14 protein-coding genes are annotated in these 15,300 nt (G+C 71.5%); 3 read left to right on the top strand and 11 right to left on the bottom strand.

What is annotated here, in order from left to right; genetic code table 11:
* The first annotated feature begins 3 nt into the window (after positions 1-3).
* Together AB4030_RS09780 and mctP are read left to right on the top strand one after the other, a co-directional pair.
* Complete coding sequence (locus AB4030_RS09780; protein WP_442279021.1) at positions 4-309, top strand: DUF3311 domain-containing protein; 306 nt, start codon at positions 4-6, stop codon at positions 307-309.
* On the top strand, positions 306-1,979 hold the full coding sequence (gene mctP / locus AB4030_RS09775) for a monocarboxylate uptake permease MctP (protein ID WP_442279020.1): 1,674 nt from the start codon (positions 306-308) through the stop codon (positions 1,977-1,979). Before AB4030_RS09780 ends, mctP begins: the two co-directional genes overlap by 4 nt.
* Before the next feature lie 106 nt (positions 1,980-2,085).
* On the opposite strand, the gene AB4030_RS09770 is transcribed toward mctP, so the two are convergent.
* The 11 genes from AB4030_RS09770 to ileS form a co-directional block, all read right to left on the bottom strand.
* Positions 2,086-3,222 carry an FUSC family protein gene (locus tag AB4030_RS09770; RefSeq protein ID WP_442279019.1) on the bottom strand — a complete coding sequence of 379 codons (1,137 nt, stop codon included), beginning with the start codon at positions 3,220-3,222 and terminating at the stop codon, positions 2,086-2,088.
* Between the two features lie 96 nt (positions 3,223-3,318).
* Complete coding sequence (locus AB4030_RS09765) at positions 3,319-5,328, bottom strand: penicillin-binding transpeptidase domain-containing protein (RefSeq protein WP_442279018.1); 2,010 nt, start codon at positions 5,326-5,328, stop codon at positions 3,319-3,321.
* On the bottom strand, positions 5,325-5,825 hold the full coding sequence (locus AB4030_RS09760; protein WP_442279017.1) for a rod shape-determining protein MreD: 501 nt from the start codon (positions 5,823-5,825) through the stop codon (positions 5,325-5,327). The genes AB4030_RS09765 and AB4030_RS09760 overlap by 4 nt, the downstream gene beginning before the upstream one ends.
* The gene (mreC, locus tag AB4030_RS09755; protein WP_442279016.1) at positions 5,822-6,667 is read right to left on the bottom strand and encodes a rod shape-determining protein MreC; all 846 of its coding nucleotides are present in this window, start codon (positions 6,665-6,667) and stop codon (positions 5,822-5,824) included. Before mreC ends, AB4030_RS09760 begins: the two co-directional genes overlap by 4 nt.
* A gap of 4 nt (positions 6,668-6,671) precedes the next feature.
* Positions 6,672-7,706, bottom strand: a complete 1,035-nt coding sequence (locus AB4030_RS09750) for a rod shape-determining protein (RefSeq protein ID WP_442279015.1) — start codon at positions 7,704-7,706, stop codon at positions 6,672-6,674.
* An 18-nt stretch (positions 7,707-7,724) separates the two neighbouring features.
* On the bottom strand, positions 7,725-8,153 hold the full coding sequence (gene ndk / locus AB4030_RS09745; RefSeq protein ID WP_442279014.1) for a nucleoside-diphosphate kinase: 429 nt from the start codon (positions 8,151-8,153) through the stop codon (positions 7,725-7,727).
* Positions 8,150-8,569 (bottom strand): DUF4233 domain-containing protein, encoded by a 420-nt coding sequence (locus AB4030_RS09740; RefSeq protein ID WP_442279013.1) that lies wholly within the window; start codon positions 8,567-8,569, stop codon positions 8,150-8,152. Before AB4030_RS09740 ends, ndk begins: the two co-directional genes overlap by 4 nt.
* Positions 8,570-8,610: 41 nt before the next feature.
* Positions 8,611-9,057, bottom strand: a complete 447-nt coding sequence (locus AB4030_RS09735; protein WP_442279012.1) for a hypothetical protein — start codon at positions 9,055-9,057, stop codon at positions 8,611-8,613.
* A 37-nt stretch (positions 9,058-9,094) separates the two neighbouring features.
* Positions 9,095-10,486 (bottom strand): bifunctional folylpolyglutamate synthase/dihydrofolate synthase, encoded by a 1,392-nt coding sequence (locus AB4030_RS09730; RefSeq protein WP_442279011.1) that lies wholly within the window; start codon positions 10,484-10,486, stop codon positions 9,095-9,097.
* Positions 10,483-11,043, bottom strand: a complete 561-nt coding sequence (locus tag AB4030_RS09725) for a GNAT family N-acetyltransferase (protein WP_442279010.1) — start codon at positions 11,041-11,043, stop codon at positions 10,483-10,485. Before AB4030_RS09725 ends, AB4030_RS09730 begins: the two co-directional genes overlap by 4 nt.
* Before the next feature lie 37 nt (positions 11,044-11,080).
* Positions 11,081-14,374, bottom strand: a complete 3,294-nt coding sequence (gene ileS, locus AB4030_RS09720; RefSeq protein ID WP_442279009.1) for an isoleucine--tRNA ligase — start codon at positions 14,372-14,374, stop codon at positions 11,081-11,083.
* Positions 14,375-14,709: 335 nt separating this feature from the next.
* Between ileS and AB4030_RS09715 the strand changes: the two genes are divergently transcribed.
* Positions 14,710-15,243 carry an NUDIX hydrolase family protein gene (locus tag AB4030_RS09715; RefSeq protein ID WP_442279008.1) on the top strand — a complete coding sequence of 178 codons (534 nt, stop codon included), beginning with the start codon at positions 14,710-14,712 and terminating at the stop codon, positions 15,241-15,243.
* Positions 15,244-15,300 lie beyond the last annotated feature (57 nt).

Here is a 15,300-nt window from a genome sequence, read left to right as displayed (position 1 = left end):
CGCGTGAGTACCACTCCGCACCGCCACCAGGCGCCGCCGGCGAACAAGGGCCTGCTGGCCCTGGCCGCTGTGCTCCTCGTCATTCCCATCGTCGCCCTGATGCTCGTGGGCACCTACGCCAAGGACGAGCCGCGTCTCGCCGGCTTCCCCTTCTTCATCTGGTACCAGTTCCTGTGGGTCATCATCTGCTCGGCCCTGACCTACACGGCCTACCGCCTCGTCCTCAAGGCGCGTCCGCACGTGCCGATGAACCCCGAGGGTGATGCCTTCCTCGACGACGACGCGTCCCGAGAGGACGGCACCCGATGACCGCCATCGCACCGGCCGCCGACACGGGTGGCGTCAACGGCGTCGCGCTCGCCGTCCTCATCTTCTTCTTCGTCGTCGTGGCCGGCGCCGGCTTCTGGGCCGCGCGCTGGCGGCGCCCCGAGAGCATGGAGAGCCTGGAGGAATGGGGCCTCGGTGGGCGCTCCTTCGGCACCTGGGTGACGTGGTTCCTGCTCGGCGGCGACCTCTACACGGCCTACACGTTCGTCGCGGTGCCCGCCGCGATGTGGGCCTTCGGCGCCGTCAACGGCTTCTTCGCCGTGCCCTACACGATCATCCTCTACCCGATCATCTTCATCTTCATGTCGCGCCTGTGGTCCGTCTCGCACCGCCATGGCTACGTGACGCCGGCCGACTTCGTCCACGGGAGGTCCGGCTCGCGCGGCCTGTCCCTGGCGGTCGCGGTCACCGGCTTCCTCGCGACGATGCCCTACATCGCGCTGCAGCTCGTCGGCATCCAGGCCGTGCTCGAGGTCGCCGGCGTCGGCGGTGGCGGCAACTGGGTCGCGAAGGACCTGCCGCTCTTCGTCGCGTTCCTCGTCCTCGCGCTCTACACCTACACCTCGGGCCTGCGCGCTCCGGCGCTGATCGCGTTCGTCAAGGACATCCTCATCTACATCGTCATCATCGTCGCCGTGATCTACCTGCCCTCGAAGGTCGGCGGCTGGGGCCACGTCTTCGACGCCGCCGAGCACAAGATGAAGACGACGACCAACGCCGCGACGGGCAACCCCAACGTCTTCATCCCCGGACCGAAGGCCTACTGGGCCTACGCGACCCTCGCCCTCGGGTCGGCGATGGCCCTGTTCATGTACCCGCACTCGGTCACGGCGACGCTGTCGGCCAAGGGCCGCAACACGATCCGCAAGAACGCCGCGATCCTCCCGGCATACTCCTTCCTGCTCGGCCTGCTGGCCCTGCTGGGCTGGGTCGCGATCGCCGCCGGCACCAAGCCGGTCGGCCTCGACGGCAAGGTCAACGGACAGCTCGTCATCCCGCAGCTGTTCGAGGACATGTTCCCGTCGTGGTTCGCGGGAGTCGCCTTCGCCGCCATCGCCATCGGTGCGCTCGTGCCGGCGGCGATCATGTCGATCGCCGCGGCCAACACGTTCACGCGGAACATCTACAAGGCGTGGCTCAAGCCCGACGCGACGGTGCAGCAGGAGGCCAAGGTCAGCAAGCTCACCTCGCTCGTCGTCAAGGCGTTCGCGCTGATCTTCGTGCTGACGCTCGACAAGAGCAACGCGATCAACTTCCAGCTCCTCGGCGGCATCTGGATCCTCCAGACGTTCCCGGCGCTGGTGTTCTACCTCTACACGCGGTGGTTCCACCGGTGGGCGCTGCTCGCCGGCTGGGCGGTCGGCATGGTGTACGGCACGCTGGCTGCGTACAACGTGACGAACAAGGCGACCGGTGCACCCTTCGCGGGGTCCGTGGCCAACATGCCGGTGGTCGGCCAGCTCGGCTACATCGCGGTGACGGCCTTCGCGTTCAACGTCGTGGTGGCCGCGGTGCTGACCCTCGTCCTGCGCGCCCTGAAGGCGCCCGAGGGCCAGGACGAGACGATCCCCGCCGACTACTTCGCCGACGCCGGCGACCCCAAGGTCGAGAAGATCGAGGTCGGTCCGCACGAGCTGACGCCGTCCGCCTGACGGGTCAGAGCACGTATGCGCAGGGCCGGGTCCGCACGGACCCGGCCCTGCGCGTCCCCGACCCGCCCGACCGGGGGTGACGAGGAGGCCCCGGGTGGGGTGCGGGTCACGAGGAGCGAGGACGTTCGGGCGGCAGGGCGGCGATGGCCTGGTCGACGTCGAGCCCGGTCACCTGGAGCAGGTCCACCACCGTCGACCGGATCTGGGCCAGGACGGTCTCGGTCGCGAGGCTCGGGGTGCGCGGCACCTCCCCCGTCGCCGCCGCGACCAGCAGCAGCGCCGGCCGGCCGATCTCGGGCGAGGCGTTCTCCGACAGGGCCCGCGCGATGACGTCCGTGGCGGCCGCGAGCTCGAGCAGGAGCGCCTCGTAGCCGGGCGGCAGGGACTCGCCGCGTCCGACCGCCACGGTGACGCGGCGCACGAGCACCCGCGTGCTGCGCATCGCCCGGTCGAGGGGCTCCACGAGGTCGACCATCTTGCGCACACCCGGCTTGTGGTGCCGCTTGAACGGCGACGACGTGATGACCGACAGGCCCTCGTCCGCCGCCGACCTCAGCTCGCGCAGCAGCGACTCGGTCCCGCGGGCCGAGGCGAGCACTTCCGCAGCCCCCTCGACGTCCCCGTCATGGGCACTCGCCGCCGCGCGCCGGAGCAACTCCCCGATCTTGCGCACCGCCTCGGCGGCCGCGACCCGGGGGCGCCGCAGCGGCGCCTGGGGCACGACGGTCGCCGCGACCAGGGCGACGCCGCCACCGATGAGCGCGTCGGTCCAGCGACCGAAGGCCTGGCCGGGAGTCGCGACCAGCGCCGCGATGACGATGCCCTGCACCGCTGACTGGGTGACGATGACCGGGCTGCCGTCGAGGAGGGTCGCGATCGCCATCGAGACGAGGACGACGGCCGAGATCTGCCACGGACCGCTGCCCGCGACGTGCACGAACACATCCGCCGTGAAGACGCCGACCGCCACCCCGATGGCGACCTCGAAGACCCGCCGCAGCCGCTGCCCGTAGGACATGCCGAGGCAGACGACGGCCACGATCGGGGCGAAGAAGGGCGACGGGTGGTGGAACACGTCGGTCGCGACCCACCAGCCGACACCCGCCGCCACGGCGCACTGGACGATGAGGAAGATCCGTGACCGCAGCCGCTCGAACCGGGTGCGGACGCTGAGTCGGCTGTGGTCCCAGGCGCGGTCGAGGGCCTCGACGACCGGGGCGTCGCTCCTCAGGTAGTCGTCCACGGACGCACCTCTCGTCAGGTCCCACCCCGGGTCGGACGGGAGTCGTGCAGGTCGTGCAGGTCGTGCGGGTCGTGCACGTCGTGCCGGTCGTGCGGGCTAGAGGCCCAGGGCAAGGATGGCATCGAAGATCTGTCGCACGGCAGGGGCCGCGACCTTCGAACCGGAGCCGCCCTGCCCGACGACGACCACGACGGCGTACTTCGGCTTCATCGTCGGCCCGTAGCCCGCGAACCACGCGGTGGCCTGCTTGCCGAACACCTCGCCGGTACCCGTCTTGCCGGCGAGCGGGTAGCGGTCCTGCGGGAAGCCCTTGAAGGCCGTACCGGCCGAGCCACCGGGGCGCGTCACGTCGCCGAGGGCCGAGCGGACGTAGGCCAGCACGTCGGGTCGCAGGGGCACCGTGGCGACCCGCCTCGGCGGGATCGCCGTCGTCGCCCCGGCCGGCGTCCGGTAGCCGGCCGCCACCTGCGGCTGCCACAGCGTGCCGCCGTTGGCTATCGCGGCGTAGACGCCTGCCATCTGCAGGATCGTCACGGCCGTGTCGCCCTGCCCGATGGAGAAGTTCACGGCGTCACCGGCGCGGTACTGGTAGCCCGCCGTGCAGTTCTCGGACGCGAGCCGCGTGAGGTAGTCGGCCCGAGCCTTGTCGGTGCGCGCGACCTCGGGATAGCCGGTGCTCGCCCGCTTGCACGTCTGCGCCCGGGTCGCGAGCCAGTACTGCTCCTTCCACGCGCGGTCGGGGACGCGACCGGCCGCCTCGCCGGGCAGGTCGACGCCGGTGCGCCGGCCGAGCCCGAAGGCCTTCGCCATCGCGACGAAGGGGTCTGCGGCCGTCACGGGGGCCGTGAGACCGCCCTGCGCCAGCCACGCGGCATACGCGAGGCGGTAGAAGACCGTGTCGCACGAGACGACGAGGGCCTTGTGCAGGTCGATGGGGCCGTAGCCGCGCGACTCGTAGTTGTTGAAGACGCGACCGCCGACCGAGACGTTCGGCGAGCAGTCGAAGGTCCCCGTGAGGTCCGCCCCGGCGTTGACGGCCGCAGGCACCGAGATCACCTTGAACGTCGACGCGGGCGGGAAGGTCTCGGCGGTGAGCCGGGACCGGAGCGGCGTGCTGGCCCGCTCGTCGGTCAGGCGCGCAAGGTCGGGGGCGGTGATGCCGCCGGCGAAGACGGACGGGGCGTAGGAGGGGTAGCTCGCGGCGGCCACGACGGCGCCGTTGGTGACGTCGAGGACGACCGCGGCGGCGGTGTCCGCGCGCAGGTGGTCGGCCCGGGCCGCGGCGACGGCCCGGACGAGAGCGGCCTCCGTGCGCGCCTGCAGCCGGGCGTCGAGGTGGGTGACGACGTCACGCCCGGGCACGGCCGGGGTCGAGCTGACGGTGCCCGTGACGATCCCGCGCGGGTCGATGGCGACGACCGTGCTGCCGTTCGAGCCGCGCAGCACCGAGTCGTACTGCTCCTCGAGACCCGACCTGCCGACGGCGTCCTCCGCGTCGATGCGTCCCTGGCCACGCGTCACGTCGTCGGCGCCGGCCCGGGCGACCCAGCCGAGCAGGTGCGACGCGAGGGCACCGTCGGGTCGGGGGTAGGCGCGAGCGGGCTCGGCGGTGACGCCGACGCCGGGGAACTTCTCCGGCTGCTCGAGCAGGGTCAGGGCCCGACGGGCGTCGACGCCGGTCGCCACCGGGATGGGCACGTAGGGCGAGCCGTTGAAGCAGGCGGGCGCGGCCGGAGCGCCCTTGGTCCCGCACAGCATCGTCTTGCCCCACAGCCGCTCGAACGGCAGGCCGAGCACTGCGGCGACCCGGGTCACGAGGTCGCGGCCGCCGTCGCGGGAGTCGACGAGCACCGAGCGCTGGACCGTGACGACGGTGTCGAAGGTGTTCTCGACGAAGGGCGCCCCGAGGCGGTCGAGGATGCGACCGCGCAGCGCGTGCTCCGTCACCGTCCGGGTGTTGATGGTGACGGCGGCCCGGGCGAGGTCAGGACCCTGGATGAGCTGGAGCTGACCCAGCCGACCCAGCAGCAGCCCGAAGAGTGTGACGAGCAGGACGAGGACCACGCCGACGACCCCGACTCGGGAGCGCCGGGGACGCGCGCTCATCCGAGTCTCCGGCGCACCAGGGCCCGATCGAGCGCGAGGAGGGGCGGCAGCAGCAGGCCACCCACGGCCACCGTCGCCACGAGCCGCCACAGGTCGTCGGCGGGCTCGACTCCACCCTCGGCCAGCACGGCGGACCCGAGGCGTCCGACGAGCACGACGGCGGCCGCAGCGAGCAGCGCGACCGGGGCGCGCAGTCGGGAGCGGGAGGACGTGCGGCGGAAGGAGCCGGCGACGAGTCCGGCGACCATCATCACGAGGGGGGTGAGCCCGAGCGGGCTCCCGACCGGCGGGACGAGCTGGACGACCCAGCCGGCGAGCAGTCCCACGAGGGCGCCGTGGACGGGGCCGCGGAGTACCGCCGTCGCGACGACCCCGACGAGCACGAGGTCGGGCACCCACCGCGGCGGCACGCCGAGACGGGGCAGCAACGTCGCCACGACGAGGGCCGTGACGAGGACGTATGCCGTCCGCAGCACTCCCAGCAGCGTCGGCCTCATCGTGGGGTGCCCGTCGAGGCTTGCGTGGCACGGGTGGCCACTCTCGGCGCGCTCCGTGCGGATGGCACCAGGACGGCGACGACGTCGATCGCGTCCGGGTCGACCGCGGGGCGCACCGTCGCGCTGCGGGTCAGCTGCCCCCGGTCGGGGTCGACGGCCGTCACGGTCCCGACGACGATGCCGGCGGCATACGGGGTCTCGTCGATGCTGCCGAGGGTGCGCACGACGTCACCGACGACGGGGGTCGACGGGACGACGCTAGACAGCCGGAGCGAGCCGCGGGGACGCGACTCGGAGTCGCCCGGGGCTGACGGCGACACGGTGCCGAGCGTGCCGGCGGGTCCGACGCGCACGGCAACCACCGAGCCGGCGCTGCCCAGCACCTGGACGTCGCTCGTCCAGGGCGACACCGCCACGACCCGACCGACGAGACCGTCCGCAGCGACGACCGTGGAGTCCGCGCGGATGCCGTCGCGCGACCCGACGTCGATGGTGACGCTGCGCCCTCCGAGCGGGCTGAGGTCGGTGGCGACGACACGCGCCGGGATCAGCGAGCGGCCCTTCGTGACGCTTGACCCGAGCAGCTCGTCGAGACGGGCCAGCTCGTCGAGGCGGTGCTGCTGCTCCGCGGTGACGGCGCGCAGCCTGGTGTTCTCGCCCTCGACCGCAGCGAGCTCGTCACGCGGGGCCCCCGCCAGGGCGCGCTGGACGGGACCGAGAACGAGGCCTCCGGCCCTGCGCACACCGTCTGCGACCCCCGAGCCGGCGAGGTCCGAGACGAGGAGCGCGAGGGTCAGCGAGGCGAGGACGACGAGGAGACGGCGGCGGAGGGTGGGCGGCATGCGGCTAGAGGCGGTGGTCCCCGACGAGGACGCGCTCGAGGCTGTCGAAGTCGTCGACGCAGCGGCCGGCCCCACGCGCCACGGCGCGCAGCGGGTCGTCGGCGACCTGGACGGGCACGCCGAGCTCGTGGCGCATCCGTTCGTCGAGGCCGCGCAGGAGCGCTCCGCCTCCGGTCAGGGTGATGCCGCGGTCGAGGATGTCGCCGGCGAGCTCGGGTGGGCAGACGTCGAGCGTGGCCCGGACGAGCTCGATGATCTGGAGCACCGGTGTCTCGATGGCCCGGCGCACCTCGGCCGAGCCCACCTGCACCGTCTTGGGCAGTCCGGTCACGAGGTCGCGCCCGCGCAGTCGGGTCGTCAGCTCCTCGCGGAGCGGGAAGACCGAGCCGACCGCGACCTTGATGTCCTCGGCGCTGCGCTCTCCGAGCAGGAGGGAGTACTCGCTCTTGACGTGGCTGACGAGGGCCTCGTCGATCTCGTCGCCCGCGATGCGCAGCGAGCTCGACGTGACGATGCCCCCGAGGCTGATGACCGCGACGTCGGTCGTGCCGCCGCCGATGTCGACCACCATGCTCGCGGCCGTCTCGTAGACCGGCAGCCCCGCACCGATGGCGGCGGCCATCGGCTCCTCGATCATGTAGACGCGACGCGCACCGCACCGGGTGGCGGCGTCCTCCAGGGCGCGACGCTCGACGCCGGTGACCTCGCTCGGGACGCAGAGCACCATGCGCGGGCGGACGAGCCGCGACGTGCGCACCTGGTCGATGAACCACCGCAGCATGCGCTCGGTCTCGTCGGCGTCGGAGACGACGCCGTCGCGCAAGGGGCGAACGGCGCGGATGGTCCCCGGCGCGCGGCCGAGCATCTCCTTGGCGCGGCTCCCCGCGGCGACCAGCCGCCCGCTGCCGACCTCGACGGCGACGACCGACGGCTCCTCGATGACGACCCCGCGCCCACGCACGTGAATGAGGGTGTTCGCGGTGCCGAGGTCGATCGCGAGGTCACGCCCCAGGGGGCGCAGCCACGATCGGGAGGTCATGTCCAGATTGTGCCCTGATCAGCCCGCGAGATCGGGGAACCAGATGCCGATCTCGCGTGTGGCGGACTCGTGGGAGTCGGAGCCGTGCACGATGTTCTGCTGCACCTTGGTGCCCCAGTCGCGCCCGAGGTCGCCACGGATGGTGCCGGGAGCCGCGTCGGTCGGGTTGGTGGCGCCGGCGAGGCTGCGGAAGCCCTTGACGCAGTCCTGGCCCTCGACGACGACGGCCGCGACGGGACCCGAGCTCATGAACTCGACGAGGGGCTCGTAGAACGGCTTGCCCTCGTGCTCGGCGTAGTGGGCCGCGAGCTGCTCGCGAGTGGGCGTCAGCACGGAGAGGGCCACGAGCTGGTAGCCCTTGCTTTCGATGCGCCGCAGCACCTCACCGGTGAGGCCGCGCTGGAATCCGTCGGGCTTGACGAGGACGAGGGAGCGTTCGATGGTCACCCGTCCACCCTATCGGCCGGGTCTCCCTCGCCCGCCGCCGCTCGGCGCCGCGCCATCTCGGCGTCGACCTGGGCGCCCTTGACGAGGCAGGTGACCCACAGGGCGAGGAAGAAGAGCCCGACGACGAGCATCATCGGCACGACGAGGGCGCTGAGCAGGGTGAGCGCCTGCACCACCCAGCCCAGCGTCACGCCCCAGGGACGACGCATGAGTCCTGCAGCCACGATGCACAGGGCGCCGAGACCGAGGCCGACGACGAGGTAGGCCGTGCTCGACGCGTCGCCACCGTCGGTCGCCGCGATCGCCCGCGCCACGAGGGCGCCGAGCAGGATGCAGATGGACTGGCCGCCGAGCACCGTCGCGAGCATGCGGAAGGTGAACTTGCCGGTCTGGCCATGGAAGATGATCGAGCGCATGGAAGGGGTCGCCTCGGCTGTCTGGTGGTGTGCGGTGTGGCTCAGTAGTTCTGTGCGGTGTCCCAGGTGCGGATGATGGCCCGCGCCTCCGAGTCGCTGGCTCCGGTCGCCTCGGCATAGAGGCTCATCGCGTCCTCGCGCCGCCCGGCCAGGATCAGCTCACTGATCCTGGCGCGGGCCTCGTCGGTGAGACGGCCGTCGGTATACGACGCCGCCGCGTCACGCACGCCCGGGCCACGACCCGGGACGAACCAACCGTCGACGGCGCGCTTTGCGTCGGCGAGCGGAGCTCCGGTGGCCTCACGGTAGATCTTGATCGCGTTGAGCTTGTGCCCGGCGCTGATCTCGCGGCTCACCCTGGCACGAACGGTGTCGGTGAGGCCGACGAGCTCCCGGTCGGGATCCTTGCGGCCCATGACCCGACCCCAGACGACGACCGCCACGCCGACGAGGACGAGGAGGACGACGAGCTTCACCAAGGGGTGCATGGGTGCCAGCCTAGGTCGGGGCGAGGGGCGGTCGGGTTCAGACGTCGGTGTGGCCGAGCAGCAGGCGCACCTCGCCGGCCGTGATGACCGACCCCGTGGCGATGACGCCGCCACCCATGCCGTCGGCCTCGGCGAGGGTCACGGCCTGCTCGAGGGCGTCGGGCAGGTCCCGGACGACGGTCACCCGGGACTCGCCGAAGAGCTCGACGGCGAGCTTGCCGAGGTCCTCGGGCCGCATGGCGCGCGGCGACGAGGAACGGGTGACGACGATGTGGTCGAGGGCGGGCTCGAGCACCTCCAGCATGCCGGCTGCGTCCTTGTCGGCGACGATGCCGACGAGGCCGACCAGTCGGGTGAAGGCGAAGGCCTCCTCCAGCGCCGTCACGAGCGAGCGGGCGCCGTGCGGGTTGTGGGCCGCGTCGACGAGAACGGTCGGTGAGCGTCGGACGATCTCAAGGCGTCCGGGCGAGGTCATCGCCGCGGCCGCCGCGGTCAGCACCTCGGGCTCGATGCGCTGCTCGCCGCCACCGATGAAGGACTCGACGGCCGCCACGGCGGTGGCGAGGTTGCTCGCCTGGTGCGCGCCGTGGAGCGGGAGGAAGAGGTCGGCATACTCCCCCGCGAGGCCGCGGATCGAGACCTGCTGCCCGCCGATGGCGACCTCGCGGGCGAGGACGCCGAAGTCGTTGCCCTCGAAGACGATCCGTGATCCACCGACCTCCTCCACGCGGTCGATGAGCACGCGGGCGACGTCCTCGTCCTGGACACCGGACACGGTGACCGAGTCGGCCTTGATGATGCCGCTCTTCTCCTCTGCGATGGAGACGACGTCGTCGCCGAGCAGGTGGGTGTGGTCGAGGTCGACCGGGGTGACGACGGCGACCTGGGCGTCGATGACGTTGGTCGCGTCCCACGAGCCGCCGAGGCCGACCTCGATGATCGCGACGTCGACCGGGGCGTCGGCGAAGGCGGCGTAGGCGAGCGCGACCAGCACCTCGAAGAAGTTCATCCGGCGGCCGCCGGACTCGAGGGACCGGGCATCGACGAGCTCGATGAGCGGCGCGACCTCGTCGTAGGCGGCGATGAACTTCTCGCGCGGGATCGGCTTGCCCGACAACGTGATCCGCTCACGGATGTCGTGCAGGTGCGGCGAGGTGAAGCGTCCCGTGGACAGGCCGCTCTCGCGAAGGATCGCGTCGATCATCCGGCTCGTCGACGTCTTGCCGTTGGTGCCGGTGAGGTGGATCGAGGGGTAGGTCCGCTGCGGGTCGCCGGCGAGCTCCATGACCGCGCGGATGCGGTCGAGCGACGGGCCGATGTCGTTCTCGGGGGCGCGGGCCAGGATCTCCTCCTCGATCTCGCGCATCCGCTTCATCTCCTCGAGGTTGCGGGCCGCCTCGAGGGATGCGGCATCCGGGCGGCCGCTCATGACGACGCCCCGCCGTTCAGCTCGCGGACCATCCACACACTCTCCGGAAGCCCGGAACCCGGCCTCTCGCGGTGGGTCTCGGCGAACCCGTGCCTGACGTAGAAACGCGCCGCCTGCTGGTTGCCCTCGAGGTAGGACAGCGTGATGCGCGGGTGCTCGCTCTCGAGCGCCCGTTCGACGACGGCGTCCAGCAGGCGAGAACCGATCCCCTGCCCGTGGTGGCCGGGCAGGACGTAGAGCTTCCACAGCACGAAGGCGTCGTCCTGCGGGCCGAACGTCGCCACGCCGACGACGTCGTCCTCCTCGACGGCCACGAGGGTGCGCCCCTTGCGGATCGAGTCGGTGACGACGTCGCTCGTCCACCATTTCGCGAGGCCCATCGCGACGTACTCCGGACCCGCGATGGGTTCGTAGGTCGCGAGCCACGTGCGGTGTCCGACGGACAGCACTCCCGTCAGGTCGTCGCCCACGGCACCTCGGATGATGACGCCGTCTGCGGCGGCGCCGTCGGTCGCAGTCCCCAAGGCGCTGCCATGGGGGTCGGGGGTCGTGCTCACGTCAGCGTCCTCCAGCTCGTGCCCGCGGTTGCGGCGATCATCGCTTGACCACCAGGATCGTCGCCGGGTGGTTGTCGCCGACGACGACGTCGGTCGGCGTGCCCGGCAGTCTGCCGGCCAGCGCGTGGTCGCGTCCGGCGGCGGCGAACTGCGTCGCGAGCGTCTCGCCGACGATGAGGTCGCGGTGGGTGACCGTCGCCTCGAACACCTCGGCCCCACCGAGGACGGTCAGGCTGATGCGGTCGCTGACGTGCAGCCCGGTGTCGCGACGGGCCTGCTGGACGGCGCGGACGAGGTCGCGAGCCAGGCCCTCGGAGGCCAGGGCGGGCGTCACGGCCGTGTCGAGGACGACGAAGCCTCCCGAGGGCAGCATCGCCGTGGCACCGGCCTCGGCGGCGTCGCCGGCGACGACGGTCTCGAGGGCGTACTCCCCCTCGACGAGCGCTAGACCGCCGGCGGTGACGGTGCCGTCGGCGTCGACGCTCCAGTCGCCCGACTTGCTGCCCTTGATGGCGCGCTGGACGTCCTTGCCCAACCGAGGCCCGGCCGCGCGCGCGTTGACGGTGAGGCGCTGGCTGACCCCGAAGTCGGACTCGCTCGCCGAAGCGAGCTCGACGAGGGTCAACGCCTTGACGTTGAGCTCGTCCTGGATGATCCCGCGGAACGGCTCGAGCCTCGCCGGCTCCGGAGCCACGACCGTCAGCTCGGCGAGCGGCAGGCGGGCCCGCAGGCCCCGGGCCTTGCGCAGGCTGGACGCCGTCGAGCAGATCTCGCGCGCCCGGTCCATCGCGACGACGAGCTCGTGGTCGGCCGGCAGGTCGTCGACCGTCGGGTAGTCGGCGAGGTGCACCGACCGCTCTCCCGTCAGCCCGCGCCAGATCTCCTCGGTGACGAGCGGCAGCAGGGGTGCCGTGGCGCGCGTGACGGTCTCGAGGGCCGTCCACAGCGTGTCGAACGCCGCGAGCGACCCGTCGCTCTCGCCGCCCCAGAACCGGTCCCGCGAGCGGCGGATGTACCAGTTCGTCAGCACGTCCAGGAAGCCGCGCATGGTGTCGCACGCGGCGGCGATCTCGTAGGCGTCGAGCTGTTCGGTCATGTCGCCGACGAACTCGCGCAGCTTGGCGAGCAGGTAGCGGTCGAGGACGTCGGTCGAGGCCGTCGAGCGCTTCGCCTCGTAGCCCTCGCCGCCGCGCGCGGTGTTGGCGTACAGCGCGAAGAAGGACCAGGCGTTCCACAGCGGGATCATCACCTGGCGCACCCCGTCGCGGATGCCCTGCTCGGTGACGACGAGGTTGCCGCCGCGCAGGATCGGGCTGCTCATGAGGAACCAGCGCATGGCGTCGGCGCCGTCGCGGTCGAAGACCTCGCTCACGTCGGGGTAGTTGCGCAGCGACTTGCTCATCTTCTGGCCGTCGGAGCCGAGCACGATCCCGTGGCTGACGCACGTCTTGAAGGCGGGCCGGTCGAAGAGCGCCGTGGCGAGGATGTGCATCGTGTAGAACCAGCCGCGCGTCTGGCCGATGTACTCGACGATGAAGTCGCCCGGGAAGTGGTGCTCGAACCAGTCGGCGTTCTCGAACGGGTAGTGCACCTGCGCGAAGCTCATGGATCCGGAGTCGAACCAGACGTCGAGGACGTCCTCGACCCGGCGCATCGTGGACCTCCCCGAAGGGTCGTCCGGGTTCGGGCGCGTCAGACCGTCGATGAAGGGGCGGTGCAGATCGGTGACCTCGACACCGAAGTCACGCTCGAGCTCCTCGAACGAGCCGTAGACGTCGACGCGCGGGAACTCCGGGTTGTCGGACTTCCAGACGGGGATCGGGCTGCCCCAGAAGCGGTTTCGCGAGATGGACCAGTCGCGGGCGTTGGCGAGCCACTTGCCGAACTGGCCGTCCTTGATGTGCGAGGGGGTCCACTCGATCTCCTGGTTGAGCTCGAGCATCCGCTCCTTGATCTTCGTCACCTCGACGAACCACGACGACACCGCCATGTAGATGAGGGGCTCGCGGCAGCGCCAGCAGTGCGGGTAGCTGTGGTCGTAGGTCTCACGGCGCAGCAGCACCGTGCCTGCCGTGACCGAGCCGGTCTCGCCCTCGCCGCGGGTGGCCGCCTTGAGGTGGTCGATGATGTGGGCGTTCGCGTCGAAGACGTGCATGCCCTCGTAGTCGGTGACCGGCCAGAGGAACCGGCCGTCGGGGCCGACGGGGATGACCGGCTCGATGCCCGCCGCGTCGGTGACGATCTTGTCCTCCTCACCGAAGGCACCGGCCGTGTGCACGAGCCCGGTGCCGTCCTCGGTGGTGACGAAGTCGGCCGGGAAGACGAAGTGCGCGCGCTCGTGCCCCCGGTAGTACGAGAACGGAGGCGTGAAGGCACGGCCGATCAGGTCGGCGCCCTTGAGCCGCTGGACGATCCGCTCGTCGAGCGTGGCCCGGTCGACGTCCGGACCGAAGAGGTCCTTGGCGTATGCCGCGAGGCGGGCTTCGCCGATGACGTAGCGCTCCGTCGTGCCGGTGACGTCGGACTCGACGACGACGTAGTCGATGTCGGGGCCGACCATGATGCCGAGGTTGGCCGGCAGGGTCCACGGCGTCGTCGTCCAGACGAGCGCGAGCTCGCCGGTCTCGAGGCGCAGGCCGATGGTGACGGCCGGGTCCTGGCGCATCTTGTAGACGTCGTCGTCCATGCGCAGCTCGTGGTTGGACAGCGGCGTCTGGTCGTTCCAGCAGTAGGGCAGCACGCGGAAGCCCTCGTAGACGAGGCCCTTGTCGTGGAGCTGCTTGAACGCCCAGATGACCGACTCCATGTAGTCGGGCTCGAGCGTCTTGTAGTCGTGGTCGAAGTCGACCCAGCGGGCCTGGCGCGTCACGTAGTCGCGCCACTCGCCGGTGTACTTCAGCACCGAGCTGCGGCAGGCGTCGTTGAACTTGTCGATGCCGAGCTCGACGATGTCCTGCTTGGTCTTGAGGCCGAGCTGGCGCTGCGCCTCGAGCTCGGCGGGCAGGCCGTGGGTGTCCCAGCCGAAGCGGCGCTCGACGCGCTTGCCGCGCATCGTCTGGTAGCGCGGGACGATGTCCTTGACGTAACCGGTGAGCAGGTGGCCGTAGTGCGGCAGGCCGTTGGCGAACGGCGGCCCGTCGTAGAAGACGAACTCGTTGTCGCCGTCGGTCCCGGCCTCGCGGCCCTCGACCGACGCGAGGAACGTGCCGTCCTCGGCCCAGTACTTCAGGACGCGCTGCTCGATCTCGGGGAAGCGCGGGTTGGACGGGACGCCGGAGCCGGTCGCGGGCTGGTCGGCGTCGTCGTTCGTGGTGACCCGGGGGTAGGTCATGCTCGTGGTCTCCTGCGTTCGCGTCTGTTGGTCGCTCGTCTGGTCACTCGTCCGTGCCACGAGGACGACGTCTCCTGCCGGAGGCTGCCGCGGTACCACCCCGCTTGCCGCACGCTCCCACCCTCTCGGGCAGACGGCATACGGCCGCTCTTGTCGAAGGCTGTGACGGGCCCACCCGTCCGGGTCTAGTGGGGGCTTGCGCCCTGTTCTTCCGGAGGCTCGCCGCTGATGACGGCTCGAACGCCTGTGCGCGCCAGTCTAGCCTGATCGACCGGGTATGCCGGCCTGCTGAGACCCGGCCCGAGGTCGCGGGCCGCGTTTGGCAGGATGACGTCATGACCGAAGTGGACACGACAGGTGCATGGCTGAGCCGCGAGGACCTCGACAACGCCCGGGACCGGCTGCCGATCCTCTACGTGCACGCGATCCCGGTCCGGGTCGACGACCGCGGCGTCGTCACCCATGTCGGCCTGCTGCTGCGGGCCGACAGCGACGGCGGCATCGGTCAGGAGGTCGTCGGCGGCCGAGTGCTCTACCACGAGCGCATCCGCGACGCCCTCGTGCGCCACGTCGAGAGCGACCTCGGCCCGATGGCGCTCCCCCGGATCCCGTTGTCGCCGCAGCCGTTCACGGTCGCCGAGTTCTTCCCGACGCCTGGCGTCACTCCCTTCCACGACCCTCGCCAGCACGCCGTCTCGATGGCCTTCGTCGTCGCGGTCACGGGCGACTGCCGGCCTCAGCAGGATGCCCTCGACCTGTCCTGGGTGACCCCCGAGGAGGCCGCGTCGATCGCGGTCCGGGGCGAGATGTCCGGCTCCCACGGCGTCCTCGTGCGCCAGGCCCTCGCGCACGTCGGCTTCCCCGTCTGAACGTCAGCGGGCCACCGCCCGCACGGGCACTCGCTCAGGGACTCCTGAGCGAGTGCC

This window comes from Terrabacter sp. 2YAF2, from assembly GCF_052114705.1.
Lineage (GTDB): Bacteria > Actinomycetota > Actinomycetes > Actinomycetales > Dermatophilaceae > Terrabacter.
The sequence above is the reverse complement of the archived record's forward strand: the minus strand, read 5'-3'. Positions and strand labels throughout refer to the sequence as shown.

Coding starts and splice junctions, on each gene's coding strand:
- AB4030_RS09740 (WP_442279013.1), bottom strand. CDS start 8,569: ATGCGCTCGATCATCTTCCATGGCCAGACCGGCAAGTTCACCTTCCGC.
- ileS (WP_442279009.1), bottom strand. CDS start 14,374: ATGACCTACCCCCGGGTCACCACGAACGACGACGCCGACCAGCCCGCG.
- AB4030_RS09750 (WP_442279015.1), bottom strand. CDS start 7,706: ATGACCTCCCGATCGTGGCTGCGCCCCCTGGGGCGTGACCTCGCGATC.
- AB4030_RS09760 (WP_442279017.1), bottom strand. CDS start 5,825: ATGAGGCCGACGCTGCTGGGAGTGCTGCGGACGGCATACGTCCTCGTC.
- mctP (WP_442279020.1), top strand. CDS start 306: ATGACCGCCATCGCACCGGCCGCCGACACGGGTGGCGTCAACGGCGTC.
- mreC (WP_442279016.1), bottom strand. CDS start 6,667: ATGCCGCCCACCCTCCGCCGCCGTCTCCTCGTCGTCCTCGCCTCGCTG.
- AB4030_RS09735 (WP_442279012.1), bottom strand. CDS start 9,057: ATGCACCCCTTGGTGAAGCTCGTCGTCCTCCTCGTCCTCGTCGGCGTG.
- AB4030_RS09730 (WP_442279011.1), bottom strand. CDS start 10,486: ATGAGCGGCCGCCCGGATGCCGCATCCCTCGAGGCGGCCCGCAACCTC.
- AB4030_RS09715 (WP_442279008.1), top strand. CDS start 14,710: ATGACCGAAGTGGACACGACAGGTGCATGGCTGAGCCGCGAGGACCTC.
- AB4030_RS09765 (WP_442279018.1), bottom strand. CDS start 5,328: ATGAGCGCGCGTCCCCGGCGCTCCCGAGTCGGGGTCGTCGGCGTGGTC.